The 25802-nt window shown below is 56.5% G+C and carries 19 protein-coding genes; 14 read left to right on the top strand and 5 right to left on the bottom strand.

Annotated features, from left to right (window positions below; genetic code table 11):
* Positions 1-51: 51 nt before the first annotated feature.
* Together QQX03_RS08770 and QQX03_RS08765 are read left to right on the top strand one after the other, a co-directional pair.
* The gene (locus QQX03_RS08770) at positions 52-1755 is read left to right on the top strand and encodes a copper resistance system multicopper oxidase (RefSeq protein ID WP_285975369.1); all 1704 of its coding nucleotides are present in this window, start codon (positions 52-54) and stop codon (positions 1753-1755) included.
* Positions 1755-2738: a copper resistance protein B gene (locus tag QQX03_RS08765; protein WP_285975368.1), complete on the top strand. Its 984-nt coding sequence runs from the start codon at positions 1755-1757 to the stop codon at positions 2736-2738. The genes QQX03_RS08770 and QQX03_RS08765 overlap by 1 nt, the downstream gene beginning before the upstream one ends.
* 102 nt (positions 2739-2840) lie before the next feature.
* Here QQX03_RS08765 and QQX03_RS08760 read toward each other — a convergent pair whose 3' ends face one another.
* Together QQX03_RS08760 and QQX03_RS08755 are read right to left on the bottom strand one after the other, a co-directional pair.
* Positions 2841-3746: an OmpA family protein gene (locus QQX03_RS08760; protein ID WP_285975367.1), complete on the bottom strand. Its 906-nt coding sequence runs from the start codon at positions 3744-3746 to the stop codon at positions 2841-2843.
* 302 nt (positions 3747-4048) lie between these two features.
* Entirely contained in the window at positions 4049-4528 is a 480-nt protein-coding gene (locus QQX03_RS08755) for a peroxiredoxin (protein WP_285975366.1), read from the bottom strand.
* A gap of 187 nt (positions 4529-4715) precedes the next feature.
* Between QQX03_RS08755 and ahcY the strand changes: the two genes are divergently transcribed.
* From ahcY to trxA, 8 genes are all read left to right on the top strand, one after another.
* Positions 4716-6128 (top strand): adenosylhomocysteinase, encoded by a 1413-nt coding sequence (gene ahcY / locus QQX03_RS08750; RefSeq protein ID WP_432762818.1) that lies wholly within the window; start codon positions 4716-4718, stop codon positions 6126-6128.
* 111 nt (positions 6129-6239) lie between these two features.
* Positions 6240-8579 (top strand): PAS domain-containing sensor histidine kinase, encoded by a 2340-nt coding sequence (locus tag QQX03_RS08745; RefSeq protein ID WP_285975364.1) that lies wholly within the window; start codon positions 6240-6242, stop codon positions 8577-8579.
* On the top strand, positions 8576-9013 hold the full coding sequence (gene tsaE, locus QQX03_RS08740) for a tRNA (adenosine(37)-N6)-threonylcarbamoyltransferase complex ATPase subunit type 1 TsaE (RefSeq protein ID WP_285975363.1): 438 nt from the start codon (positions 8576-8578) through the stop codon (positions 9011-9013). Before QQX03_RS08745 ends, tsaE begins: the two co-directional genes overlap by 4 nt.
* The gene (locus QQX03_RS08735) at positions 9010-9999 is read left to right on the top strand and encodes an aminoglycoside phosphotransferase family protein (RefSeq protein ID WP_285976991.1); all 990 of its coding nucleotides are present in this window, start codon (positions 9010-9012) and stop codon (positions 9997-9999) included. Before tsaE ends, QQX03_RS08735 begins: the two co-directional genes overlap by 4 nt.
* The gene (locus tag QQX03_RS08730) at positions 9996-10712 is read left to right on the top strand and encodes a nucleotidyltransferase family protein (RefSeq protein ID WP_285975362.1); all 717 of its coding nucleotides are present in this window, start codon (positions 9996-9998) and stop codon (positions 10710-10712) included. The genes QQX03_RS08735 and QQX03_RS08730 overlap by 4 nt, the downstream gene beginning before the upstream one ends.
* Positions 10705-13722 carry a double-strand break repair protein AddB gene (addB, locus tag QQX03_RS08725; RefSeq protein WP_285975361.1) on the top strand — a complete coding sequence of 1006 codons (3018 nt, stop codon included), beginning with the start codon at positions 10705-10707 and terminating at the stop codon, positions 13720-13722. Before QQX03_RS08730 ends, addB begins: the two co-directional genes overlap by 8 nt.
* Positions 13719-17186: a double-strand break repair helicase AddA gene (gene addA / locus QQX03_RS08720; RefSeq protein ID WP_285975360.1), complete on the top strand. Its 3468-nt coding sequence runs from the start codon at positions 13719-13721 to the stop codon at positions 17184-17186. Before addB ends, addA begins: the two co-directional genes overlap by 4 nt.
* A gap of 79 nt (positions 17187-17265) precedes the next feature.
* Positions 17266-17586 (top strand): thioredoxin, encoded by a 321-nt coding sequence (trxA, locus tag QQX03_RS08715; protein ID WP_285975359.1) that lies wholly within the window; start codon positions 17266-17268, stop codon positions 17584-17586.
* A gap of 6 nt (positions 17587-17592) precedes the next feature.
* Here the strand turns inward: trxA and QQX03_RS08710 are convergent, their stop codons facing one another.
* Both QQX03_RS08710 and argJ read right to left on the bottom strand, forming a co-directional pair.
* Positions 17593-18354, bottom strand: coding sequence for an inositol monophosphatase family protein (locus QQX03_RS08710; protein ID WP_285975358.1), 762 nt, complete (start codon positions 18352-18354; stop codon positions 17593-17595).
* A 29-nt stretch (positions 18355-18383) separates the two neighbouring features.
* Positions 18384-19613, bottom strand: a complete 1230-nt coding sequence (argJ, locus tag QQX03_RS08705) for a bifunctional glutamate N-acetyltransferase/amino-acid acetyltransferase ArgJ (RefSeq protein WP_285975357.1) — start codon at positions 19611-19613, stop codon at positions 18384-18386.
* An 86-nt stretch (positions 19614-19699) separates the two neighbouring features.
* On the opposite strand from argJ, the gene QQX03_RS08700 reads away from it, so the two are divergent.
* The 4 genes from QQX03_RS08700 (at position 19700) to QQX03_RS08685 (ending at position 25026) form a co-directional block, all read left to right on the top strand.
* Entirely contained in the window at positions 19700-19975 is a 276-nt protein-coding gene (locus tag QQX03_RS08700) for a hypothetical protein (RefSeq protein ID WP_285975356.1), read from the top strand.
* Between the two features lie 96 nt (positions 19976-20071).
* Positions 20072-22822 (top strand): preprotein translocase subunit SecA, encoded by a 2751-nt coding sequence (gene secA / locus QQX03_RS08695; protein ID WP_285975355.1) that lies wholly within the window; start codon positions 20072-20074, stop codon positions 22820-22822.
* A gap of 32 nt (positions 22823-22854) precedes the next feature.
* The gene (locus QQX03_RS08690) at positions 22855-23613 is read left to right on the top strand and encodes a sulfite exporter TauE/SafE family protein (RefSeq protein WP_285975354.1); all 759 of its coding nucleotides are present in this window, start codon (positions 22855-22857) and stop codon (positions 23611-23613) included.
* Positions 23614-24240: 627 nt separating this feature from the next.
* Entirely contained in the window at positions 24241-25026 is a 786-nt protein-coding gene (locus QQX03_RS08685) for a hypothetical protein (protein ID WP_285975353.1), read from the top strand.
* An 86-nt stretch (positions 25027-25112) separates the two neighbouring features.
* On the opposite strand, the gene QQX03_RS08680 is transcribed toward QQX03_RS08685, so the two are convergent.
* Positions 25113-25445, bottom strand: a complete 333-nt coding sequence (locus QQX03_RS08680) for a hypothetical protein (RefSeq protein ID WP_285975352.1) — start codon at positions 25443-25445, stop codon at positions 25113-25115.
* Between the last annotated feature and the right edge of the window lie 357 nt (positions 25446-25802).

Genomic DNA, 25802 nt, shown 5'->3' with positions numbered 1-25802 from the left:
GGGGTATATATCGGCTGAAACCAATTGGTTCAAGCAAGCGTAGATATAAACATGACAACTCTTATTAATCGCCGCCGCATGATCACTAGTATGGTTGGCTTGGCCGCCGCCGCATCGCTCCCCGTTCCTGCTTGGGCCAAGGGCACTTCTTTGCCGCACGCCCGCAACGGCTTTGGTGAACTTTCAGGAGAAGAAATAAACCTCAGCATTGCTAACCATCACTTCATGACTAGTGGCCGCATGGGCCATGCCTTTGCGGTCAATGGCACGGTCCCCGGTCCACTGATCCGCCTGAAGCAGGGGCAAGACGTGCGCCTGCACGTTACCAACAAACTTGAAGAGGACAGCTCTATCCACTGGCACGGTCTTTTGCTGCCATTCCAGTTTGACGGAGTACCCGGCGTCAGCTTTCCCGGCATCAAGCCGGGTGAGACATTCACCTATGAATTCCCGATCCGCCAAGCGGGCACTTATTGGTGGCACAGCCACTCGGGGCTTCAGGAACAGGCTGGCCACTATGGCCCGATTATCATTGAAAGTGCCGAGCAAGACTCTCGATATGACCGTGACTACGTTGTCCTGTTAAGCGAATTCACGCCCATTCATCCGCACGAAATCATGCGCAAGCTGAAGGTGGGCGAGCATTACTTCAACCGCACCATGATGATCGCGACCGAGGGCGAAATGTCAGGCGAAATGCGGCGAATGTGGGGAGAGATGCGGATGAACCCGCGCGACATCTCTGACGTGACGGGTTCGACCTACACTTACATGATCAACGGTCATGGCCCTGCGGACAATTTGCAGCTCGCCTTTGACCGTGGAGAGCGCATTCGCCTGCGCATTATCAATGGCAGCGCGATGACGTTCTTCAATGTCCGCATTCCCGGCGTGCCGATGACCGTGATCGAAGCAGACGGGCAACCAGTGGATCCGGTCGAGGTCGATGAATTCCAGATCGGAGTTGCCGAAACCTATGACGTGATCGTAGCGCCGCAGGACGGCAGCCATGCGATCGTAGCCGAAGCAATCGACCGCAGCGGTATGGGCGTCGCCAGCCTAACCAGCCATTCTGGACATGTCGCGACACCGCCACCGCTGCGCGAAACGCCCACTCTCACCATGGTTGATATGGGAATGATGGATCATGGCGCGATGGGACACGACATGAGCGGCGGCGGCATGGATCACAACATGCGTGACACCTCAAAATTGCCCGGCGACGTGAAGGTTGGCCCTGGATTGGACATGGTCGCGCCGATGCCGATGGACCGGATGGACTTCCCGGGTCTTGGCCTCGACAAGGTGCCGCACCGTGTGCTGCGCTACACCGACCTCAGGGCTGCGCGGATGAACCCGCATCGCGAGGTCGAGCGCGAGATGGAGATCCATCTTACCGGCAATATGGAACGCTATATGTGGAGCTTCGACGGCAAGAAGTTCACCGCCGTTACCGATGATCCGATACGTTTCGGTTTTGACGAGCGGGTCAGAGTGAAGCTCGTCAACCAGAACATGATGGCGCACCCAATCCATTTGCACGGCCATTTCTTCGAGATGGTCAATGGCGTAGACCACATGCATCAACCCTTGAAGCATACGATGGTGGTGCAGCCCGGCGGTACGGCAACGTTTGACCTGACCGCGAATGAGCCCGGCGACTGGGCTTTCCATTGCCACCTGCTTTACCACATGCATGCCGGGATGATGCAGGTCGTCAGCGTGCGACCTTTCCCGCATGAGGGGCACCACTGATGCGCGCGCTCTTGCTCGCTAGTTCTGCCTTGGCCGCCAGCACACCTGCGGCAGCGCAGGATCATTCTGCGCATCAGCATCAGGCCGCGCCTGACAAGGTAGAAGTCGACCATTGCGCAATGGGGCATATGCCGCCCGAACAGTGCCCGCCAAAGCAAGAGGCGACAGACCACTCGCAAATGGACCATTCGGGCCACGCCATTTCGCAGGACAAATCAGCACCCGGGGCCGCACCGGAGAACGCAGTGCCACCCCGCGCATTCGAAGGCCCGCGTCACGCTGCCGACGATATCTGGGGCGAAGTCGCGATGGCCCCCAGCCGCGCGCAACTCGCTCGCGAAAATGGTGCGATGAAGACCGGCATGGTCATGATTGAGCGGCTCGAGGCACGCGTCCCCACCGAGGGCGGCGATACGGGCTATGTCTGGGACGCGCAGGCCTGGTATGGCGGCGATATCAATCGCTTCGTGCTAAAAACCGAGGGCGAAGGCGAGTTTGGCGGTGAGTTAGAGGACGCTGAGGTCCAGGCACTTTACAGCCGCGCAATCGGACCATTCTTCGATTTGCAAGCCGGCATTCGCTTCGATCCGGAGCCTGACACGCGTTCGCATCTGGTTGTCGGCGTTCAGGGCCTCGCGCCTTACATGTTCCATGTTGATGGCGCGCTGTTCCTGTCGGACCGTGGCGATCTGACCGCGCGGATAGAGGCTGAATACGACCAGAAGATCACGCAACAGCTGATTCTTCAGCCGCGATTCGAACTCGAGATGTCAGCGCAGGATATTCCGGAGCGAGAGATTGGTGCAGGTCTGACCAAGATCGAGCCGGGCCTCCGCTTACGTTATGAATTCGTGCCTGAATTCGCGCCCTATGTCGGCGTAGAGTACAAGGCAAAGTTGGGTCAGACCGCCGATCTTGCCCGCGCCGAAGGTGAAGATGTGGCTGGTCTCAAAATCTTGATCGGGCTGCGAGCCTGGTTTTGAGCGCATCGCTGCGAGACTGGCCTAGATATTGATTGGCAAAATAAACGGCGCCGCACCGAGAATTTCGGCGGGCGCCCTTCCAAAACTAAAAGTCAAATTTACTTAGCTGTCTCCAAATCTGTCGAGCGCTTTGCTCACCAGAATGTTGACTGAAACGCGGCGGTTTTCTGAACGACCTGCGGCGGTGCTGTTGTCGGCCGTCGGATCAGAGGCGGCCATGCCAGTCGGCGTCAACATGCGAAATGGCTTCCACGAGCATTCCTGTTGGAGGTAGTTAACTACGCGGCCTGCGCGTTGCTCACTCAGGCGTTGGTTTACTTCATAGCTGCCAGTTGAGTCAGTGTATCCAACCACCAGTAGCAGTGAGTTTTCGATCGCATCGGCTTCAGCGGCTGCGGCGCACAGCTTTTCGCGAGCTTTGCCAGACAGCTGGTAGCGGCCAGAGGCGAAGTAGACATTAGTCACGCCCTTGATGTTATACTGATCAATGTCGCCAAGTCGGCCGCGAAGAGCCTCTGCTGCGCGTGCATTCTCTTTAACGCCGACCTTATTCTCTCCGATCGCCTGCTCGTTTGCTGCGAAGCGTTGAGCGGTTCCGTTGCGGATCATCGCAGCGGTTTTAAGATCATCGTTCTTGAAACGAATGTCGCTGGCAACAAGCGTTGCGCCGGATTGCCAGGTTTCAACTGTCACAGGCAGGCCGTTGAGCAGCGCATCGATGCCGAGGCTTTTGCGCCCCAGACCAAGGAAGCCACCAGTTCCGCGTACGCGGGTTTCGTCGTTTACCGCAACCGTGGTGGTAGTTCCGCCTGCCGTTGTGATTTGCAGACGATCTTCATTGCGAGCGGCTATAATTCCTTCGATCTTCGGGCCTTCAACGCCAACAACCGTAGTCAAGACTTCTTCCGATGGCGCGGTTTGGTCTTGGGCAACCGCTCCGCTCCAAGCGGGCGCTGCGACAATCGACATTGCGAGCATCGCTTTGGTTCCCTTTGAGTGGACTTTCATCAGTGTACTCCTTCATTCGTAGCCGGTTGCAATGTTGTATCTATGGACAAACCGGCCGACCCATATGAAATTGACCCGCTTGCGCGAGCCAAACCCCCGTTTAAAATGTGACGAGAAGCCATAATCGCGCCATTCACACGATCCCAGCTTGCCTGATAGCTATTGGGGGTGTTTCGAGCGCAAGTTGCGGCGAACTGATTGTATCGGCCTGAATCGCGCGTCTGATTCGGTTCAATTCGCCTCAATGAAACGAAAAAGGCCGCCGCACTGGGCGCCCTTCAAGCTTACATATGTTGGAAAGCTCAGAGCTGGCCGAGCATGTGTTCCGCGCTCGAAACCGAGAAGTCGCCTGGCGCTTCGACATTCAGTTCTTTGACAATGCCGTCCTCGACAATCATCGAAAAGCGTTGACCGCGCTTGCCCATACCAAAGCCCGAACCATCCATGGTCAGGCCCACCGCTTCCGCGAATTCGGCATTGCCGTCTGCCAGCATCGTGATGTCATAGCTGCCAGCTGCCTTGTTCCATGCGCCCATGACAAAGGCATCGTTCACTGCGGTCGCGGCGATTTCATCAATGCCCTTTGCCTTCAGCTCTGCGGCCTTCTCGACATAACCGGGAAGGTGGCGTGCTGAACAGGTGGGTGTGAAGGCGCCCGGAACCGAGAAGAGAGCTACTTTCTTGCCAGCGAAATAATCGGCCGAGGAGACTTGCTCCGGCCCGTTTTCGGTCGCTTTGACCAGAGTTACATCAGGAAGCTTGTCACCAACCGAAATTGCCATCGCGTAATATCCTTTCGAAATTCCGTTTAACTGCGCTCGATATAGGCGCTTGCTGCGCGTCCGCAATAATGAAGGATATAAAGAATCTTTTATATTTGCCTCAGGGCAGTCTTGGCGTTAGAGCCCCCGACATATTTTTGGCACTGGCATCGGCTGCGATGCTGGATTGATTTTCAGGAGTTTGGCCGTGGCAAAAGCTGCACAAGATTACATCATTAAAGACATCGCGCTGGCCGAGTATGGTCGAGACGAAATCGCGATCGCCGAAACGGAAATGCCCGGCTTGATGGCATTGCGGGAGGAATACGGAGAGAGCCAGCCGTTGAAAGGTGCACGCATCACCGGTTCGCTGCACATGACCATCCAGACGGCCGTTCTGATCGAAACTCTCATTGCACTGGGTGCGGAAGTCCGCTGGGCAACTTGCAACATCTTCTCGACCCAGGATCACGCAGCGGCAGCCATTGCGGCGCAGGGTATCCCCGTGTTTGCGATCAAGGGTGAAAGTCTGGCCGATTATTGGGACTATGTTGGTCGTATCTTTGATTGGTCGACCGAATCACATGCTGACCTGACGGCGAACATGATCCTTGATGATGGGGGTGATGCCACCATGTTCGCGCTTTGGGGCGCCCGCATCGAGGCTGGCGAAGAATTGCCAGCACCTGGCAATGCAGAGGAAATCGAATTCCAGCGCGCGCTCAAGGCTTTCGTTGCTGCACGGCCAGGTTATCTGACCAAGTCGGTTGAAAACATCAAAGGCGTCTCGGAAGAAACCACTACCGGCGTGATGAGGCTCTATCAGATCGCGAAACAGGGCAAATTGCCGTTCCCGGCGATCAATGTGAACGACAGCGTGACCAAATCCAAATTCGACAACCTTTATGGCTGTAAGGAATCGCTGGTCGACGCGATCCGCCGTGCGACTGACGTGATGTTGGCTGGCAAGGTCGCTTGCGTTGCTGGCTATGGCGACGTTGGCAAGGGCTCAGCGGCGTCACTTCGCGATGGCGGTGCGCGCGTTATGGTCACAGAAATCGATCCGATCTGTGCATTGCAGGCAGCGATGGATGGCTATGAAGTTGTGACGATGGATGAAGCGGTGAAACGCGCTGATATCTTCGTGACGGCGACCGGCAACGAAGACGTGATCACTGGCGAGCATATGGAAGCCATGAAAAACATGGCAATCGTGTGCAACATCGGCCACTTCGACAGCGAGATTCAGGTTTCTGCGCTCGACAATTACAAATGGAAAGAAATCAAGGAAGGAACCGACCTTGTGACTTTCCCGGACGGGTCTTCGATCCTCGTTCTTGCCAAGGGGCGCTTGGTCAACCTCGGCTGCGCGACCGGTCACCCGAGTTTCGTCATGAGCAGCAGCTTCACTAACCAGACGCTGGCGCAGATCGAATTGTTCACGAAGGCGGATGAGTACGACAATGAAGTCTACGTTCTGCCCAAACACTTGGACGAGAAGGTGGCAGCGCTACACTTAGAGAAGCTTGGTGTTCAGCTGACTCAGCTGAGCCAGAAGCAGGCCGATTACATTGGCGTGCCACAGGCAGGACCTTTCAAGCCGGATCACTATCGCTACTAAGCGCTCGGTTCGTCCGAAAATCTACGATAGCCCTCGCAAACTGATGTGTTTGCGGGGGCTTTTCTTTAGTGATCGGTTGCATCCGCCGCAGCCCGCGCATAGCTGGGATCGATGGACTTTTCGCCGACCGCTTTGGCCATGATAGGGCTACTGCTAGCCGCTTGGACGGTGGGCGCAGCGTTGCTTATGATCAGAGCAGCGCAAAGGTCCCAGAAATTTGAGGTTCTGAAACGTTCAAGCGCGCGGCTCTCGGGCATGCTCGAAGAAGCCCCGGCCATCCCGATGCTGGTCCTTGCCGATGGCAGGTTAGAGGTGCATGAACGCCTTGCTGGGTGGCTTGGCCTAGATTCACCTCCATCGTTCTTGAGCGAGCTCGACGGCGGCGCGAGCGCTGGCCTCACAACTGCGCAGCTTGAAGATTTGACCCAGGCTATCAAGGTCACACAGAGAACTGCCGCGCCTTTTCGCATGTCGATCAAATTGGATGGCGCGGGGCGCAGCCTGGCATTCCGTGGGTGTGCGGCAGACCCCAAAGTCGCGCCAGGCGGGGCGGCGCAGGTGTGGATTTTCGATTTTACCGAGAGCGAGGGCGAATTGGCTCTATTGCGCGAACAGGTTTCGCGGGCGCAAAGTGATTTCACTGCTCTGGTTGGTTTGATTGAGGCGGCCCCGATTCCCATGTGGTTCCGGGGAAAAGATGCCAATATCAAGCTGGTGAATCGGGCCTACGTCGACGCTGTGGCAGCGCAAAGCGCCGACGAAGTGGTCAGCAAACAGATCGAATTGTTGGAATCCCATCAAGGCAAGTCAGCACGAGATTACGCGAAGGAAGCCGCTGCAAGCGGTGAAACGATTGAGCGGGAATCTCCTGCGACAATTGATTGGCAGCGCAGGCTTTTGCGGGTTAGCGACCTTGCAGTCGGTGACGAAGGCATTGCTGGCTACGCGATTGATATCGAAGAAACAGAGCAGATTGCCCGCAAATTCCGCGCATTCCGCCAAGCGCAACGTGCCATGCTGGATCAATTGTCGGTTGGGGTTGCTCAGTTTGACGCCGATCAGAAATTGGCCTTTGCGAACAAACCCTTCATTCGGCTGTTCGATCTGCCATTTGGAATCGTATCCGATCACATTCCCTTTGATCGTTTCTTGAGCGATTCTCGAGAGAAACGGCGCACGCCAGAGGTTCGAGATTTCCCCGCCTGGCGCCGCGAGCGGGTCGAATGGTTCAGCTTAAACGAGGCGGTGGAGGAGGCTTGGCCGCTCGGTGCGGGGCAACATCTTCGGATTGTCGGTCAACCTATGCCGGATGGCGGCTTGGTTCTTTTCGCCGAAGATCGCACAGAGCAATTGGCCGAATCCGCCACGCGCGACACCTTGCTGCGAACGCGAACGGCCATGCTCGACAGCCTGTTCGAGGCGATCGCTGTGTTCGCTCCAGATGGGTCACTTCAGCTTTGGAACCGCAGCTTTGCGGGAATCTGGGGCATTGAACCCGAAGCGCTTGACGGTCACCCTTCTGCCGACAAGTTGATCGAAGCAATCGCGCCAAATCTGCAGAAGTCTGCCCATGCGGATGCGATTGGCAAGATCATCCGGTCTGCCACGCTGGACCGCAAGGAAAAAGGCGGGCGGGTTGAGCTGGCGGGCGGTCGAACGCTTGAATTTGCGGGTGTGCCTTTGCCCGATGGCAATGGACTGTTGACGGTTCTCGACATCACGGATTCACAAATGGCAGAGACCGCTCTGCGTGAGCGCAATCAAGCGCTGGAAGAGGCGGATCGTGTGAAAGCGAGCTTCCTGGCCAATATGTCATATGAATTTCGTACTCCGCTCACGTCGATCGGCGGTTTTGCGGAGTTGATTCAAAGCGGTGCAGCTGGCCCCGTCAGTCCGCAGTTGGAAGAATACGTTCAAGCCATTCTGGATTCGGTCAACCGCCTGACCGATCAGGTCGAGAACGTGCTTGATCTCTCGCAAGGTGAAGCGGGCATGTTGCCGCTTTCGAAGAAGCGGCTCGAACTGCTCCCCTTTGTGACCGGCATTGTGCGTGAGCGAGAGCAGGCGATCAGCGACAAGGGACTTAGCCTGGACCTGCGCGGAAATGCGGGCGGTGCGATTGATGCTGACCCCAGGCAATTGAGCCGTGCGATTGGTCACCTGCTCGACAATGCCATCGCAGCTACAGATCGCGGCGGCAAAATCCTGGTTGACGTTGCCCGTACGAAGGATGGCGCGCGGATTGTGATTTCGGACAATGGATCCGGAATGGGCAAACAGGAGTTGGCACGTTTACTCGATGGATTGCGCGTGACCGAAGACGGCAAGGTCGAGCGGCGCGACGGGCTTGGCGTTCCCCTGGCCCGCCAGTTTGTTGAAGCGCACGGCGGCAAATTGACACTCGAAAGCAGGAAGGGCGTTGGCACCACCGCCTTGATCATGCTGCCGTGATTCGTGAATTACCTGATCTGCCGGCCATGACCGAGTTTGGCCAGGTGATTGCGCGCAAGCTGAAAGCCGGTGATGTCGTTGCGCTCACGGGCAATTTGGGCGCCGGGAAGACGACACTGGCACGTGCCATCATCGCAGGTTTGGGGCATACGGGGGAGGTTCCGTCACCAACCTTCACAATCATCGAGGTTTATGATGCGCTATCACCGCCAATCGTCCATGCGGATTTCTATCGCTTGGAAAACCCGGCCGAAGTCCTCGAGCTTGGGTTGGATGACTATCGCGAAGGTGCTGCGTTGATCGCTGAATGGCCTGAAAAGGCTGGTGGTTTTTCGAATGAACTAGCCTGCCTCGCGATCGAGCTGGAAATTGTGGGCCAATCACGCCGTGCGAATGTTCAAGGCGGCAGGGAGTGGCTAAGCCGTTTGCCATGACTGTTCTGCCTGAAGGTTTGCAAGGTTTCATCACTGGTGCGGGTTGGGGTGAAGCGTCGATTGAGGCGATCCCGGGGGATGCGTCTTTCAGGCGCTATTTCCGGCTGCGCAATGGTGCAAATACCGCAATGTTGATGCACGCACCTCCGCCTCACGAGGACCCGAGACCGTTCGTATTTGTGGCCGAATGGTTGCTCGATAACGATATGCGCGCGCCCGAATTGTTGGCGCAGGATCTGGATGCTGGGTGGTTGCTGATCGAGGACTTTGGCAACGATCGAATGCGTGAATGGATCGAGGCGAGACCAGAGACAGAGACCGCAATCTATGCGCAGGCGATAGACACTTTGGTGAAGCTGCATCAGCACAAAGCCGGCCCGCTCGAGTCATACGATATGTCGGTGTACCAACGCGAAGTTGGGCTGTTGACCGAATGGTATTGCCCGGCGGCTGGTTTGAACGTGGATGAAGCCGGCTTCATCAAAGCCTGGGACGCGGTTCTTTCACCGGTGTTGGCGCGGCAGCAACCGGGGGTCACTGTTCTGCGGGATTACCACGCCGAGAACATCATGATCCTGAACGGGGCTGGCGGTGCAGAGGGCGAGCAAGGCCTCATCGATTTCCAGGACGCTTTGGTGGGCCATCCCGCCTACGATCTGGTTTCTTTATTGCAGGATGCGCGCCGCGATGTTGCGCCGGCGTTAGAGCGCGCGATGCTGGACCGATACGTTTCTGCTGCGCATGCGGGAGAAGATTTCGAGGCGGACTATGCCGTGCTCGGCGCGCAGCGGAACACCAAGATCGTCGGTATCTTCACACGGTTATGCAAGCGGGATGGCAAGCCGAAATATCTCGATTACATCCCGCGTGTTTGGGCGTTGATGGAGCGCGACCTTCTGCATCCGGCTCTTTCACCCGTTGCCGATTGGTTTGATGCGAACATTCCCGATGAAATTCGCCGCAGCGGCGGAGGGACAATCGCATGAGCGAACTGGCGTCGGATACTGCGATGATTTTGGCGGCCGGGATGGGTAAGCGGATGCGTCCGCTTACCGCTAGTCAGCCCAAGCCACTGGTGCGCGTGGCTGGAAAACCGCTGATCGATCATGCGCTGGACCGGCTCGAAGATGCAGGGGTCGCTAAAGCTGTGGTCAATGTGCATTATCTCGCGGATGCGCTGGAAGCGCATATCGTCGGGCGCGCTGCTCCTGCGGTGACTATCTCCGATGAACGTGAGGAGCTGCTCGAAACGGGTGGCGGCATGTTGAAGGCATTGCCGCGGCTGCCCGATCCGTTCTTTTCGCTCAATTCGGACAATATCTGGCTGGATGGGCCGAGCAGCGCATTCCATGACCTGTCCAATCGCTGGAATCCGGACGAGATGGACGCTTTGCTGCTTGTGGTGCCGCATGCGCGCGCGGTCAATTTCAGTGGCGCGGGTGACTTCCACATGGATCCGCTCGGTCGCCTTCGCCGCCGCATCAGCGGTCGCATTGCACCCTTTATCTATACGGGAATCCAGCTGGTCTCGCATCGCTTGATGCGTGAAGCGCCAGAGGGCGCTTTCTCAACCAACCTCCTCTGGAACCGCGCGATCGAGGAAGGACGCCTGTTTGGGGCATCTTTCACAGGACAATGGTTTGAAGTCGGCACGCCAGAAGCGATAGCGCCGACAGAAGCAGCGCTGCAGCGTGGCTGAAGCGAAACAGCCAAGTATCTATTCAATTGCCGCTCATCGCGGTTTCGCGGATGCGCTCGTGGCGGGTCTTGTCCCGCGCTATAGCGAGGAGGGCGTGGGCCTTGCCCGTCTGACCTTGCTTTTGCCGTCCAGCAGGACCGCCCGCAGCGTGAGTGAAGCCTTCATCCGTCACTATGGAATGCAAGGCGATGCGAACGGCCTCTTGATGCCGCGCATGGTCATGATCGGCGATCATGACCTCAATGAAGCGCTGGGCGCCTTGCTCGATCCTTTGGGTGCGTCAGACATCCCGGCGGCTGCTGATCCGACGCGGCGATGGCTGGTTCTAGCAAGCCATTTGCGCACCGCCATGGAACGCGAGGGGCAACACATTTCGGGTGATGCGGCGTTGCTCCGCATGTCGCGCGAATTGGCAGGCACCATGGATAGGCTGATCGCAGAGGAAATCAGCTTTAATGACTTTCTTAGTGAGCGTGTTCTGGGCGCGCATACAGAGCTATCCGAACATTGGCAGCGCAACACCAAACTGTTCAAGCTGGTGCAAACGCTTTGGCAGGCGGAATTGGACGAACGCGGCGAAGTCGATCTGGCGACACGGCGCAACATGCTGTTCGATAAAGCTTCACGGCGATGGAAAGATGCTCCACCAGAAACGCCCATTGTGGCCGCCGGAGTGACAAGCGCTTCGCCAGCTCTGGCGCGGATGCTGCGCCGGATCGCGGACTTGCCGAACGGCGCCGTTATTCTGCCCGATCTTGATCTTTCGATGCCAGATAATGGCTGGGATGAACTGGGTCGGGCAGGGCGTTCGCCCGAGCCGGACGAATTGCCATTCTCAGCGCGTGAAGCGGCTACGCACCCGCAGTATCACTTGAAGCTCCTGCTGCACCGGATGGGCGTAGCGCGGGAAGAGGTTCGGCAATGGCATCGCAAGGGCATGAGCGCGGCCCCGCCAGAGCGCAGTCACGCGATCTCCTCGCTATTCCTGCCACCGGAAGCGAGCAAAGCCTGGGTCGATTTGCCTGCTGACAAACGCAGGCTTTCGGGCGTGAAGACGCTTGCCTGCGCGACTTCGGAGGACGAGGCGCAAGCAATCGCCATTCTGGTGCGTGAAGCTTTGGAACAGCCTGAGAAGCGCGTTTCGGTCGTCACACCCGATCGCACATTGGCGCGGCGCGTGGTGCAGCATTTGACGCGCTGGAACATCGAAGCGGACGATACCGCAGGCATGCCATTGTCGCTCACGCCTGCTGGTCGCTTCGCTCTGCAACTGGCGGAACTTGCGGTTGAGGAGTTAGCGCCAGTCCAGCTGATTGCCGCGCTTGGCCACCCGCTGGTGAAGCAAGATGATGCACGCGCGGATTGGCTCAGGGCGTTGCGCGCATTCGAAAGAAAGCTGCGTGGGCCGCGGCCTGCACCCGGGCTGGAAAGCCTGCGAAAGGTCGCGAGTGACGCTGGTGTTGCAGATTGGTGGAGTGAGGTGGAAAACTTGCTGCAGCCGATTATCGACCTTGCCGGGCAAAGTGACCTGATCGGGCTCGCGGACACCATAGATGTGTTGTCCGCTACTGCAGAAGCGATGGCAGGCGAAGCGGTCTGGCGAAATGAAGACGGACGCGCTTTGTCTCGGCTGGTTGAAGAACTGCGCCTCCATGCGCGTGACGTGGGGACAAAGATATCGCTGGAAGAGCTGCACTCCGCTTTGCGCGATGCGATGGAGCAAGTGTCCGTCCGCCCACCCTATGGCGGCCATCCGCGCGTAGCCATTTACGGCTTGCTTGAAGCCCGCATGACGCGTGCTGATGTGGTGATTTGTGGCGGTTTGAATGAGGGGACGTGGCCGCAAGCTCCGTCGCCTGATCCACTGCTGGCGCCAGCTATTTTGCGCGCATTGGGAATGCCCGGCCCGGAATTCCGAATTGGTCTAGCGGCGCATGATCTGGCGGGTGCGCTGGGCGCGCCTGACGTCGTTTTGACCCGCGCTATACGCGACATGGACGGGCCTACGATCCCGTCCCGTTTTCTCCTGCGTATCGAAGCGCTGCTGGGCGAAAACGCGAAAGCGCATGAATTTAGCGAGGTCGCGCAATTGGTCGATGCGATCGACCGCGACGCTGGCGAACGGGATGCCTACCCGAGACCCGAACCGAAACCGTCGTTGGAGCTGCGCAATGTCGCAATCAATGTAACGGGTCTCGACCGGCTGCTGGGTGATCCATACCAGTTCTATGCGGACAAAATTCTGGCATTGCGCAAGCTTGATCCGCTGGATGCAGATCCGTCGCGTGATTTCGCCTGGCAAGGCACGCAAGCGCATACGATTCTTCAGCGTTGGCATGAGGCAAATTTGAACGGCAATACCGTCAGCATTGCCGGGATTGTAGCGAAGGTTCTGGATGAGGCTAACATTCACCCGCTCTTGCGCGGGTTGTGGCAGCCGCGTCTGCTGGCCGGGCTTGAGTGGGTTGAGCGAGAGGTCGCCGTTCTGGAAGATCGGGCGATTGTAGCGGTTGAACCCCAAGGCTCGATGACATTTGACGGCGTGCGGGTTTATGGGCGCGCTGACCGGATTGACCGGATGGACGATGGTTCACTTGCGATTGTTGACTACAAGACAGGCAAGCCACCTTCGGCCGCTCAAGTTGAAGCAGGCTATGCCCTGCAGATGGGCACGATGGGATTGATCGCACGGGATGGCGACTTTGCTGGATACAGTGGTGTCACGTCGCGTTTCGAGTATTGGTCGCTGGCCAAGGACGATGGCGATTTCGGATTTGTGTCTACACCTTGGAAGGACGGACAGAAACGGAGTGGCATTGAACCCGCCGAGTTCCTGCCCAAACATGAAGAGTTTCTGCGCAAAGCCATCACTCAATTTGTCAAAGGCGATAATCCTTTCACTGCGAAGCTGAACCCGGATTATCCAGGCTACAATGACTATGATCAATTGATGCGTCTGGATGAGTGGCAGGCCAACTTGGTCGATGACTATGAGGAGGCGTCGGCATGAGCGGTGCAGTCTTCCCCCTCAAGTACAACCAGCGCGCGGCGGTTGCACCCGAGGACAGCGTCTGGCTGTCCGCCTCTGCCGGCACAGGAAAGACCCAGGTTCTTTCCGCGCGCGTTTTGCGGCTGCTGCTGCAACCCCATGTTGATCCTTCGCAGATACTTTGTCTGACGTTCACGAAAGCGGGCGCGGCGGAGATGGCAAACCGGATCAATTCGGTGTTGGCACGCTGGGTGCAGATCGACAGCGCGAAACTTGGCAAAGAGCTTGAGCATATCGGGGCTTCGAACAGTCCGGAAAAACGTGATCGCGCAAGGACGTTGTTTGCCAGTGTGCTCGATTGTCCGGGTGGCGGACTGCGTATCGACACCATCCACGCTTTCTCGCAATGGTTGCTTGCAAATTTCCCCAATGAGGCCGGGATGATGCCCGGAATGCGCCCGATAGAGGATCGTGAACGGGTGTTGCTGGCGCGAGACGTGCTGACCGATATGCTGGTCGCGGCCGAGCGCGATAATGACACCGCAACGCTCAAAACGGTTGCGGAGTTTACTCTCGGCAAGGGTCAGGATGCGCTGCAGAAATGGCTGATGCGCTGCGCAAACTCGACCGAGCTTTGGTATGGGCCCGGCGCATGGCAGCCGCCAATGGCGCCGCAGGTAAGGCAATTGCTGGGCATTCCAAGCGATGCGGATGAAGCGTGGGCCCAAGATGCGCTTTCCCCGGATGTGTTTCCGGATCACCAGTTGCAGACGATGTTGCCTGTGATGGAGTCTTGGAGTGCGAAGACAGGGGCAGAAACCGCCGCTTTTATCCGTGAATGGTTGCCTCTTGGCGTTACGGGAAGAGCAGAGCGGTACGATCAGTTCTACAAAACCGTTTTGACGGCGAATGGCGCACCGCGCCAAATGAAAAAGCCCGCGCAAGAGGATCCTTCTCTGCCCGGTCGGCAGGAAGAGATAGCCGAAGCATTGGCCATATTCGACGAGCGCAGATCACTGCTGGAGCTTTCCGAATTCCTCGCACCAGCACTGGAGCTTGGGCGTGTTTTTGCCCTGCGCTGGGATGCGGCGAAGATGCGCGAAGGCCTACTCGATTTTGACGATCTGATCCAGAAAGCCGCCGCATTGCTTCGGCAAAAGGATGCAGCCGACTGGATCCGCTTCAAACTGGATCGACGCTTCGATCATATCCTTGTCGACGAGGCGCAGGACACCAATGAAGTACAATGGAGAATCATCGATGCACTGATCGATGATTATTTTTCCGGGCTCGGCGCATCGGGCGATAAGCTGCGCACGATTTTCGCGGTCGGCGATTACAAGCAAGCGATCTTTGGCTTTCAAGGCACAAGTCCGGAGAACTTCCGCAAGGCAAAGGAACGCGTGAAGGCATCGATCTTGAGCGCGGTGCAGAACGCAGCAGAGACGCGGCACAATTCGCGCCAGAGAGAGTTGCAAGACCTCGATCTGGGCCAGTCATTCCGGACCAGTTATCCTGTTCTTGATTTCGTGGACCGCGCGGTTGAGGCAATCGGGCCGACGGCATTGGGGCTGCAAGACGATTACAAGCATCATGAAGGTCAAACACGTGCCGGGCTGGTAACATTGTGGAACCCGGTGCACGACACACGGGATTCCGGCGAGAGCGACGATCGTGAAGGCGGAGAAGAAGGCTGGCTTGCAAAGCACGATCGCAAGAATGCGGAACGGATCGCGCGGCAGGTGCAGCGCTGGCTCGACGGAAGCGAACCCTTTGCCTTGGAGAAGGGCGAGCATCGCAATGTGCGCCCGGGCGATATCATGGTGCTCGTTCGCAGCCGCAAGGATCTGGCCGGCCTGATTGTCGCGCGGCTCCACGCCCGCGGAGTTCCTGTTGCTGGCGTTGATAGGTTGAGGCTGGGCGAGCCGTTGGCGGTCAAGGATCTGATGTCGGCACTGCGTTTCGCATCACAGCCGTTGGATGATCTGGAGCTGGCCAATCTGCTGTCGTCCCCATTGATCGGTTGGTCCCAGGATGATCTTCTCGCCTATGTGCCGCGCGAGAAGAAAAAGCGTCTCTGGCACCATTTACGCGGCCATGAGGCCCCCTTTGTGCATGCGACGGTCGAACGGCTTCGCGAACTTCTGGCTCTGGCTGACTATGAAACCCCTCAAGCTCTGCTCGAATGGATATTGGTAGGGCCATGGCAAGCCCGCAGAAAGCTTGTTTCGCGCCTTGGGCAAGAGGCCAACGACCCGATCAACGAGCTGGTGAATTCTGCCTTCGCCTACGAAAGCGGCAATACTCCCAGCCTTGCCGGCTTCATCCAATGGTTCGACGTGGGCGAGGGCGAGCTAAAACGCGATCCCGATGGTGCGCCCGACCTGGTCCGCGTGATGACAGTGCATGGTTCCAAAGGGCTACAAGCGCCGATCGTGATTTTGGCCGATGCGACCAGCAAGCCCGGCGATGTGCGTGAACTTGAGCTGGAAGAGAATGCGCCCTCACTGGACGCAAGCGATGACGTGCGCCGCATTCCGTTGCCGGGCGTCAAGTCTGAGCAGCGGAAGGGGCGCCTGGAAGAAGCGCATGAGTTGGCTAAGGCGAAGGAACTTCAGGAGCATTGGCGACTGCTCTATGTAGCAATGACCCGCGCGGAAGAGGCGTTGTTCATTGGCGGCTCTTTAGGCCCAAAGACCAAAGAACCGCATCCTGACAGCTGGTACGCCCGGCTGACCCCGCTGATGGGGGATGTCGTGCTTGAGGACGATATCTGGCTTGGCCGCAGGGAATATGGGACTCGCGCCAAGCCTGTTCTTGAGACCGCCAAGGCAATCGCCGAGATTGAGTTTGCGGTACCTCAATGGCTCAAGACACCCATCGGACCTGAGCCCAAGCCACCGCGTCCTTTGGCTCCTTCTTCGGCCGGGGAAGACCATGGCAGCGATCCTCCGCTCCCGTTGGATCAGGTGCAGCATGCGGCGAAGCGCGGCGTTCTGATCCATGCATTGCTAGAGCGCCTGCCAGATGTGCCAGCGGATGATCGCGCCCGATTGGCGACGAAATGGCTAGCGCGCAATGGGCGCGAGTTTGACGAGGTCGCGCAACACGAGATGCGTGATCTGGCCCTGCGTGTGCTCGAAACGCCTGAATTTTCCGATGTGTTCGGACCTGACTCGCTCGCGGAAGTCCCGATGGCGGCAACGGTAGCCGGGCAAGTGATTGCAGGCACTATTGACCGGATACTCATCAAAGATGATGCGATCACGATAGTCGATTTCAAGACAGCACGGCGACCGACCTCTACTGCAGATAGCGTTCCCGACAGTATCCTCAAGCAAATGGCGGCCTATGCCCTTGCGCTTGAGGCGATCTACCCGGGGCGCACGATCCGCGCGGGAGTGCTCTACACGCAAACGCCACAATTAATCGAAATACCTCAAGAGCTTATCGCGTTACACAAGAACGCCTTTGTGGACGGGTGAGAAAGCTATCCACGTTCAAACATTGAGTGAGCGCGAAAAATTCCTAGATATGCCGCAACACAAAATCAGGAGATTCCCCATGGCGACAGTAGCAGTCACCGATGCAAGTTTTCAGGCCGATGTGGTCGATGCCGACAAGCCCGTTCTGGTTGATTTCTGGGCCGACTGGTGCGGTCCGTGCAAAATGATCGCGCCATCGCTGGAAGAGATCAGTGAAGAGCTTTCCGATAAAGTCACCATTGCGAAGATGGACATCATGGAAAACCCCGATGTTCCCGGTAAGCTGGGCGTGCAGGGCATACCCTATCTTGCGCTGTACAAGAATGGCGAAATCGCCGCGACGCTGACCGGCGCGCGTCCGAAAAGCGCACTTAAAGAATGGCTTGAGAGCGAACTCTAAGAGATATTAGCCCAGCGCACGCCGGGCAAATTCATCCCAGATGGCCGGGCTTGATGCACCAATCAGGCCCGGCTTGTCGCTTTCGTCGACACGATAAGCGCTGCCATCCAGCCTACATGCCTTTCCGCCTGCTTCGTTGAGCCAGAGTGCCCCCGCGGCATGATCCCAGGCAAGGGTCCGTTTAAAGCTGGACACATCGTTTTCGCCCAAGGCCAGACGTGGGTATTGCTCGGCCGCGCAGCGCGGTATGTCAGCAAGTTCATAATACGGCGCCAGCTTCGCATCGACGAGTGCGCGCTGTTCCTCAGTCAGAAAGATCCGTGAAATGGCCGCGACTGGCTTGTCGTGCCCGGTCGGACGGGATTTGATCGGTTCGCCATCAACAAACGCGCCCGCGCCGCGTTGCGTGTGGCAGAAGCGCCCTGACAGGCAGTCATAGATCCAGCCAGCTTCACAGAGCCCCCCGCTAGCCCTTGCGATAATGATACCGAAGGGCGGTTTTCCATGGGCGAAATTGTGCGTTCCGTCGAGCGGATCGATAATCCAGCAATCGCCGGACAGCCGGTCCATCACGCTACTGTCTGCGTGCGATGCTTCCTCACCAACAATATCCAGGGAGCCTTCAATGGCGGCGAGCCCCTCGCTCAGCTTCTCTTCGGCCTCGTGGTCCGCGACAGTCACGAAATCGTCCGCAGCCTTTTGGTCGATTTCCGCAGAAGACAGGTTTTGATACCGGGGAAGGATCGCCTCCTGGCTGACGCGTTGCATCAAGGCACAAATTTGACGGTCGATTGCATTCATGAACGATAGTCGGCGTTGATGGAGATATATCCATGTGTGAGGTCGCAGGTCCAAACCGTGGCGCGTCCGGACCCTATTCCCAGGTCAACTGTGACGTCGATCTCCTGCCCCTTTAAATGCTCGGCAACTGGCGTCTCATCGTAATCTTCGACAGGCAGCCCATCACGTGCAGCCCAAATGCCGCCAAACCCGATCGACAGTTTATCCCGATCCGCAGGCTCGCCTGCCTTACCTACGGCCATGACAACACGGCCCCAATTGGCATCTTCACCGGCGATGGCGGTTTTCACAAGCGGAGAGTTGGCGACGCTGAGCGCTATTCGGTGCGCGCTGTCATCCGAACTGGCACCGGAGACGCGAATGGTGATGAACTTGCTCGCCCCTTCGCCATCGCGAACCACCATTTGCGCCAATTGGCGGCAGACATCCGCCAGAGCCGCAGCAAATGCATCGGCACCTGCATCGTCAAAGGCTGTAAGTGCAGGATTGCCAGCTTTGCCGGTCGCAAAGGCGAGCACGGTGTCGCTGGTAGACGTGTCTCCATCCACGGTGATGCAAGAGAATGTCTCGCGGTTGGCGTTTGATAGCAGCTGTTGCAGGAATGCGGGCTCAACAGCTGCATCGGTAAAGATATAACCCAGCATCGTAGCCATATCGGGGGCAATCATGCCGGATCCCTTGATGATCCCGACCAGGTTTACTCTCTGGCCACCGATCATTGCGGAAGCGTGAGCAGCCTTGGCGAATGTATCGGTTGTGCAAATCGCCTCGGCAGCTTCCAGCCATGAGCATGGCTGCGCGTTCAGCGCCTGTGCAACGCCTTCGCGGGCTTTGTCCTTGGGTAATGGCACACCGATTACGCCGGTCGATGACACGAAGACCTCGGAAACTTTGCAGCCAAGATGATCGGCTACTTGCTCCATGATCTGCTCGACCGCTTCGCGCCCGCGATAGCCGGTAAATGCGTTGGAATTGCCGGCATTGACAACCAGGGCGCGTGCCGTGCCCGATTTTACCTGTTCCCTGCCCAGTTCGACTTCGGATGAGGCGCAAGCGCTTTGCGTGAAGACGCCCGCAACGGCCGTGCTTTCACTCAGAGTAATGAAGGTCAGGTCTGCACGGTCCCAATTTTTGTAGCGTGCGCGGGCAACACGCAGTTCCACCCCCACGATTTCAGGCAGTTCTTCGGGGAAGGGAAAGGCAAGCGGAGAGCGTTCAAGTTCCATGTCTTGCGCGCTAGCGATACATTTCGTGTCAGTAAATCCACCTTGGGAGGTGGACGTTTGAGAAAAGAGGGCGTATTTAGGGGGTGATGTTACGTCGTCTGCTTGCCTGTTTTGCGCTTTTGACCGGTCTTGTGGCCGTCACCTCGCCTGCACATGCGAGTGTTTCCAATCTTCTCGATTGCGAGATTGGTATCACGATTGATGCAGCGGACGATAAGGCTGATGATAACCGGACGTGTCATCACAATCCCGACGAGGCTGACGAAGCCGATGACGGTGACAAGGCCAGCAAACCCGCCAAGCGCTCAAAACGCGTGCTGCGTTTGCCGGTACTTTATGGTGTTGATCGCGCCCACGAATAGGGCAGCAAACATCCCATACCCATGCTAATTTTGCAGTCGGCACCCTATTGGTGTGGCTGATCTCCTTATATTTCCAGTCCCGACAGGACCGTTTTCATGTTTCAGACAATTGCCAAGTCACTCTTTGGCTCTTCCAACGATCGCTATGTCAAATCAATCGGAAAAGTCGTCAATCAAATCAATGCACTAGAGCTGCAAATTCAAGCGCTGAGCGATGATGAACTTCGTGCCCAGACGGACAAGTTCCGCCGTCAGCTAGACGATGGACAGACCCTGGACGACATTCTGCCAGAGGCCTTTGCGACTGTTCGAGAAGCATCTTCCCGTGTTCTCGGCATGCGGCACTTTGATGTGCAGATGGTGGGCGGCATTGTGCTTCATCGCGGCGAAATTTCGGAGATGAAGACGGGTGAGGGCAAGACGCTCGTGGCTACGCTGGCGACATACCTCAATGCGATTGAGGGCAAGGGCGTTCACGTTGTAACCGTGAATGACTACCTCGCCCGCCGCGATGCGGAATGGATGGGGCGTCTTCACAACTGGCTTGGCCTCACCGTGGGTGTGATTGTGCCAAATCTGCCTGAAGCCCAGCGCCGCGAGGCCTACAATGCGGACATTACCTACAGCACCAATAACGAGCTTGGGTTCGACTATCTGCGCGACAATATGAAGCATTCGCGCGATCAAATGGTCCAACGTCCGTTCAATTTCGCGATTATCGATGAAGTCGACTCGATCTTGATCGACGAAGCGCGGACACCTTTGATTATCTCCGGTCCGACTGAAGACAAATCCGATCTCTATGTCGCGCTCGACGAAGTCGTGAAGGAAGTTCCCGAGGATTGGTACGAGAAGGACGAGAAAACCAAAAACGTCCAGCTTACCGAAGAAGGCACGGATGAGATCGAGAAAATCCTGATGGATAAAGGCCTTCTCGCAACCGAGAATCTCTATGACGTAGAGAACACTCAGGTTGTCCATCACCTGGAGCAGGCTTTGCGCGCTAACATCATGTACAAGCGCGATGACAATTACATCGTCAAAGACGACAAGGTCGTGATCATTGACGAATTCACCGGCCGAATGATGGATGGCCGGCGCTGGTCAAACGGCTTGCACCAGGCGGTCGAAGCCAAGGAGGGCGTCAAGATCGAGCCTGAGAACCAGACCATGGCTTCGATTACGTTCCAGAATTATTTCCGTATGTATCCCAAGCTGTCAGGCATGACCGGTACCGCAGCGACCGAAGCAGCGGAATTCTGGGACGTCTACAAGATGAATGTGGTCGAAATCCCAACTAACGTGCCGGTCCAGCGTATCGACGAAGAAGACGAGTTCTACAAGAACACGATGGACAAGTTCGGCGCTATTGCGAAGGCGATCAAGGACAAGAACGAGATAGGTCAGCCGGTTCTGGTTGGCACCGTTTCCATCGAGAAGTCAGAGCTGCTCAGCCAGTTCCTAGAGAAGGAAGGCGTGAAGCACGAGGTGCTCAATGCGCGTCAGCATGAGCGCGAGGCTCATATCGTAGCTCAGGCTGGCCGGATTGGCGCTGTAACGATCGCCACCAATATGGCGGGCCGCGGGACCGATATCCAGCTGGGCGGCAATGCCGATTTCCGCATTGGTGACGAGCTCAGTGAAATGGCTGAGGATGATCCCAAACGGCAGATGGAAGAAGATCGGATCAAGGCCGAAGTTGCTGCCGAGAAGCAGAAGGTTCTGGAGGCGGGCGGCCTGTTTGTTCTGGGTACAGAGCGCCATGAGAGCCGCCGGATCGATAACCAGCTGCGCGGCCGTTCGGGGCGACAAGGTGACCCCGGTTTGTCACGTTTCTACCTTTGCCTTGAGGATGACCTGCTCCGCATCTTTGGACCGGACACGCTGTTCTCCAAGATGATGAACTCAAACCTCGCCGATGGAGAGGCGATCGGTTCGAAATGGCTCTCCAAAGCCATCGAGACTGCGCAGAAAAAGGTTGAGGCACGCAATTACGAAGCGCGTAAGCAAGTTGTCCAATATGATGATGTGATGAATGACCAGCGCAAGGTGATTTACGAGCAGCGCGGCGAGATCATGGAAGCCGAAAAGGTTGACGATGTCGTGCTCGACATGCGTCAGGATACGGTCAATTCGTTGGTTAGCGAGGCATGCCCACCGGGATCCTATCCTGAACAGTGGGATATTGCGGGCCTGAAGGAGAAGATCGAGGATGTGTTCGGCCTGAAACCGCCGATCGATCAATGGCTTGATGAAGACCAGGTCGAGCCTGAAATTATTGAAGAGCGCATTCAGGCTGAAGCGGATGCGATGATGGATCGAAAGATTGCAGAGGCCGATCCCAACATCTGGCGCCAGGTTGAAAAGTCAGTTCTGCTTGAGCGTCTCGACTACCACTGGAAAGAACACCTCGCGACGCTTGATGCGCTGCGTCAGGTGATCTGGATGCGCGGCATTGCGCAGAAGCAGCCGATCAATGAATACAAGCAAGAGGCGTTCGGGCTGTTCGAAAACATGCTGGAAACTCTGCGCGAAGATGTGACGAAAATTCTCGCCACCGCGCAGCTACGTACGCAGATGCCCGAGCCGCAAGCCCTACCAGATTTGCCTGATTTCCTGACCGGACATATCGATCCGTTGACTGGACTGGACAATTCGAATGATGGTGACGGCTCCGCGGAACGTCCAGAACTGTTCGGATCATTGGCGGGGAGTCCGCGTGCCGGGTTTGGGCCGGGCGGCAGAAACCCCGACAACCCCTATGCCAATCAGAACATCAGCCGAAATGCACAGTGCCCGTGCGGGTCTGGTAACAAGTACAAGCATTGCCACGGTGCAGCTGCGTAACGGTCTAGAGCGATAGGCAGCCGGAGCGATTGATGGCGGGCTTGGTCCCAATCGGGCTGGTTGCCGCATTCTTCGTTGCGGCCGTTTTGTATGCCGCTGTGGGGTTTGGCGGTGGATCAACTTATGCCGCTTTGCTGGCATTGTCTGGGCTCGACTACCGGGTCCTTCCGTTGATTGCACTCGCGTGCAACATCGTAGTCGTTGCGGGCAGCACCATGCGATTTGCCAGAGCGGGTGTGACGCCGTGGCGCGGCGCTATCGCTGTCACAGCTTTAGCTGCCCCTGCGGCTTTGCTTGGCGGGCTTACACCAATTACCGAAGGTCTGTTCTTCAACCTGTTAGGGGCGAGCTTGCTTTTGACCGGCGGAACAATGGTGTTGCCGCAGTTTGAACGCCAGGACAGCGGCGAACCTTCGCGGCTTGTGCGCTTTATGCCGCTGTTTGCAGCGCCGCTTGGCTATCTTGCAGGATTAGTGGGTATCGGGGGAGGGATATTCCTCGCGCCTCTACTTCATCTTACACGTTGGCGAGAGCCTCGCGCGATCGCTGCGACGGCAAGCTTATTTATCCTGGTAAATTCCGTGTTCGGCCTAGCCGGACAAATGTTGAAGCGTGGGCCCGATGCCTTCACGGGGGCTCTCTATGAGAGCCTCCCGCTGCTCATCGCGGTTGCGATTGGCGGCCAGCTTGGCAGCTTGATGGCATTGAAGCTACTGCCATCACGCTGGATCCGGTGGCTCACCGCAGGATTGGTGACCATCGTGGGCGCGCGGCTTCTGCTTGGCGGTTAGCCAGCCCTTTTGTGCGCTTGGCAGGCAAATCCAGGCATTTTCTCCAACTCGGGGAGCCACTAAATCCCACGAAAATACAGATGTTTAATAGGAATTGGGGTCTGTCCCAGTTACCCGGAAAATGCCTCTGGGGTAACAAATGGGGTAACAAACGACGGGAAACAAAACCTGTTGCCCCTCACCGTTTCCGCGCTAATCTGCGGCCATGCGTATACTAACTCTCTCAGCCGCCCTGATTGCCGCCACACTGTCCAGCCCTCTGATGGCCTCCGACTGGACTGCTATAATTCAAACACCCGAAGAAAAAGTATCAATTGATATATCGAGCATAGTTCTCAGAGATAACGGTTTGATAGAGGCAAGGACGCTCACGGTTCGAGTAGAAGATGGTATCCATTTTCAGCGAACCAGAGAGTTTGACTGTACGATGTACAGTTGGCGGACTTTGATTGTCTCCACACGAGAAGGATCAGTGGGAGACTTTCGCCCCCTGAGGATTAAACCTGCATGGGGTGACGATGGGACTGGAAGTGAGGCTGATGTAGAATTGCTGCTGTGGGTGTGTGATTATGACGTTTCAACACCAAAGCCTACCCCTGCTAAGCGAAGCGGCTTTCTTTTCGGTCAATGACAAAACCAACTTTCTTAGTCCTGCTAATTGCTCTTGCTGGGTGCGACGAAAATTCAAACCCGGATCTCCAGAACACACAAATTGAAGGCATTACTCGAGAGCTTTCCGAAATCAAGCTCAAGGATCCAGCTTGGAAGAGGACGCCGGTTCCTAATGGGCTCATCTATATTTCTTCGATTTATCAATGCGATAAAATACTCAGATACGATGAGCAGATGAAACTAGATACGGCTATGTTTTCGATACACGGCCAACATAATCGAGCCGTCTTTTCATATATGAAGCCCAGGACCGACAGCGTATACTATGCATACCCCAATTGGGTAGATCCAAAGCAAACGAATAGCTTGGGAACTATTTCGAGGGCTGCATATGAATATGAAGGGGCGGAAGGAACTAAATATATTTTAGATGTAAATGAGGTTTTCGAAAACGGTCGGGAGGTTATCAAAAGCGCAGATGTTTGGGCAAATAAAGAAGGAAAATGGATCGACTTAGATGGGTTCATTTTAAGTGGGCAACACTACAACGAGGAAGCAGCAGCTTTGTTGTCATTGGAAATAAGCGGTGATGGAGGGAACATCGTTACTAGCGGCAAAATAAACGACATCGGGATTCGAGATGTATTATCTGATGACAACCCCCTGAATTCGAAATGCTCCTTGGCAGACCTCGAAAAGACAGGCTTGGCTGATGAGAAATTTTGGCATGCTGAAAGAGCTATCTGGATCTCTCCACGGCAGGTGTTGAATAACGGCCTGAATGGGCACAAAGAACCATAACCACTGCTGAGGAAAGCGATGTGAGAAGAGTAGAGTGCGCGGCAGCGATAGCCCTTACCCTATTAGTTACCGGATGTACGGAGGCCCTACAGCAGGGTTGCGATGCAGACGGGGCCGCTGAGGTCATCGCTAATGATACGATCGATCAGATAGCCTCTAACCCCTTTGGTGGCTTTGTGGCACAAATCGCGGATGCCTTTCTTCCGCTGGCTGGTCAGGGTGATACCGGCGCAACCCTGAGCGGATTTATTGATGCTACTGAATTTCAGTTTCGAGAAGTAGTTACGCTCAGGCAGGATTTTTCTAACGCTATTTGCTCGGGCTCGCTTTACCACAAACAGAAGGGGCAATGGCTTACCCTCGGTGCTGAATTTACGTGGCGGGTTGATCAAACCGAGGACGGTCACAATTTTTATCATTGGCTAGAGGGGCGCCAAAACCCGTCTGCATTCGACTAACTAAAGCAAGATTTTCTGTGGTTTACGAATGGAGAAAACAAGTGATTAGTTAGGCCCCGTTATACCTGAAAATAGTTCTAGACATCAGCGGGTCCTAGGTTCGAACCCTAGTGCGTCCACCATATAAATCATAGTCTTAGCGTGACATCGTCTTGCTTAATGATCTGTAGATTGGGTTTAGGCATGCGCTTGAAAGTTCAGGGGATCAATTACGTGACCAACCAACAACAGCGCGCTGAGTTGCACCGTAAAATCCGTGCGCTTAACAGGACCAATAACTGCCTTAGAAGGGCTAATTTATTCTGAGATTCTGCCGAC

It is taken from the genome of Altererythrobacter rubellus, from assembly GCF_030284385.1.
Taxonomy (GTDB): Bacteria; Pseudomonadota; Alphaproteobacteria; order Sphingomonadales; family Sphingomonadaceae; genus Erythrobacter; species Erythrobacter rubellus.
The sequence above is the reverse complement of the archived record's forward strand: the minus strand, read 5'-3'. Positions and strand labels throughout refer to the sequence as shown.

What these genes read in the sequence shown, in the direction of transcription:
- QQX03_RS08770 (WP_285975369.1), top strand. Translation starts at nt 52, where the DNA reads ATGACAACTCTTATTAATCGCCGCCGCATGATCACTAGTATGGTTGGC.
- QQX03_RS08765 (WP_285975368.1), top strand. Translation starts at nt 1,755, where the DNA reads ATGCGCGCGCTCTTGCTCGCTAGTTCTGCCTTGGCCGCCAGCACACCT.
- QQX03_RS08760 (WP_285975367.1), bottom strand. Translation starts at nt 3,746, where the DNA reads ATGAAAGTCCACTCAAAGGGAACCAAAGCGATGCTCGCAATGTCGATT.
- QQX03_RS08755 (WP_285975366.1), bottom strand. Translation starts at nt 4,528, where the DNA reads ATGGCAATTTCGGTTGGTGACAAGCTTCCTGATGTAACTCTGGTCAAA.
- QQX03_RS08745 (WP_285975364.1), top strand. Translation starts at nt 6,240, where the DNA reads ATGGACTTTTCGCCGACCGCTTTGGCCATGATAGGGCTACTGCTAGCC.
- QQX03_RS08735 (WP_285976991.1), top strand. Translation starts at nt 9,010, where the DNA reads ATGACTGTTCTGCCTGAAGGTTTGCAAGGTTTCATCACTGGTGCGGGT.
- QQX03_RS08730 (WP_285975362.1), top strand. Translation starts at nt 9,996, where the DNA reads ATGAGCGAACTGGCGTCGGATACTGCGATGATTTTGGCGGCCGGGATG.
- addA (WP_285975360.1), top strand. Translation starts at nt 13,719, where the DNA reads ATGAGCGGTGCAGTCTTCCCCCTCAAGTACAACCAGCGCGCGGCGGTT.
- trxA (WP_285975359.1), top strand. Translation starts at nt 17,266, where the DNA reads ATGGCGACAGTAGCAGTCACCGATGCAAGTTTTCAGGCCGATGTGGTC.
- QQX03_RS08710 (WP_285975358.1), bottom strand. Translation starts at nt 18,354, where the DNA reads ATGCAACGCGTCAGCCAGGAGGCGATCCTTCCCCGGTATCAAAACCTG.
- argJ (WP_285975357.1), bottom strand. Translation starts at nt 19,613, where the DNA reads ATGGAACTTGAACGCTCTCCGCTTGCCTTTCCCTTCCCCGAAGAACTG.
- QQX03_RS08700 (WP_285975356.1), top strand. Translation starts at nt 19,700, where the DNA reads ATGTTACGTCGTCTGCTTGCCTGTTTTGCGCTTTTGACCGGTCTTGTG.
- secA (WP_285975355.1), top strand. Translation starts at nt 20,072, where the DNA reads ATGTTTCAGACAATTGCCAAGTCACTCTTTGGCTCTTCCAACGATCGC.
- QQX03_RS08690 (WP_285975354.1), top strand. Translation starts at nt 22,855, where the DNA reads ATGGCGGGCTTGGTCCCAATCGGGCTGGTTGCCGCATTCTTCGTTGCG.
- QQX03_RS08685 (WP_285975353.1), top strand. Translation starts at nt 24,241, where the DNA reads ATGACAAAACCAACTTTCTTAGTCCTGCTAATTGCTCTTGCTGGGTGC.
- QQX03_RS08680 (WP_285975352.1), bottom strand. Translation starts at nt 25,445, where the DNA reads ATGATAAAAATTGTGACCGTCCTCGGTTTGATCAACCCGCCACGTAAA.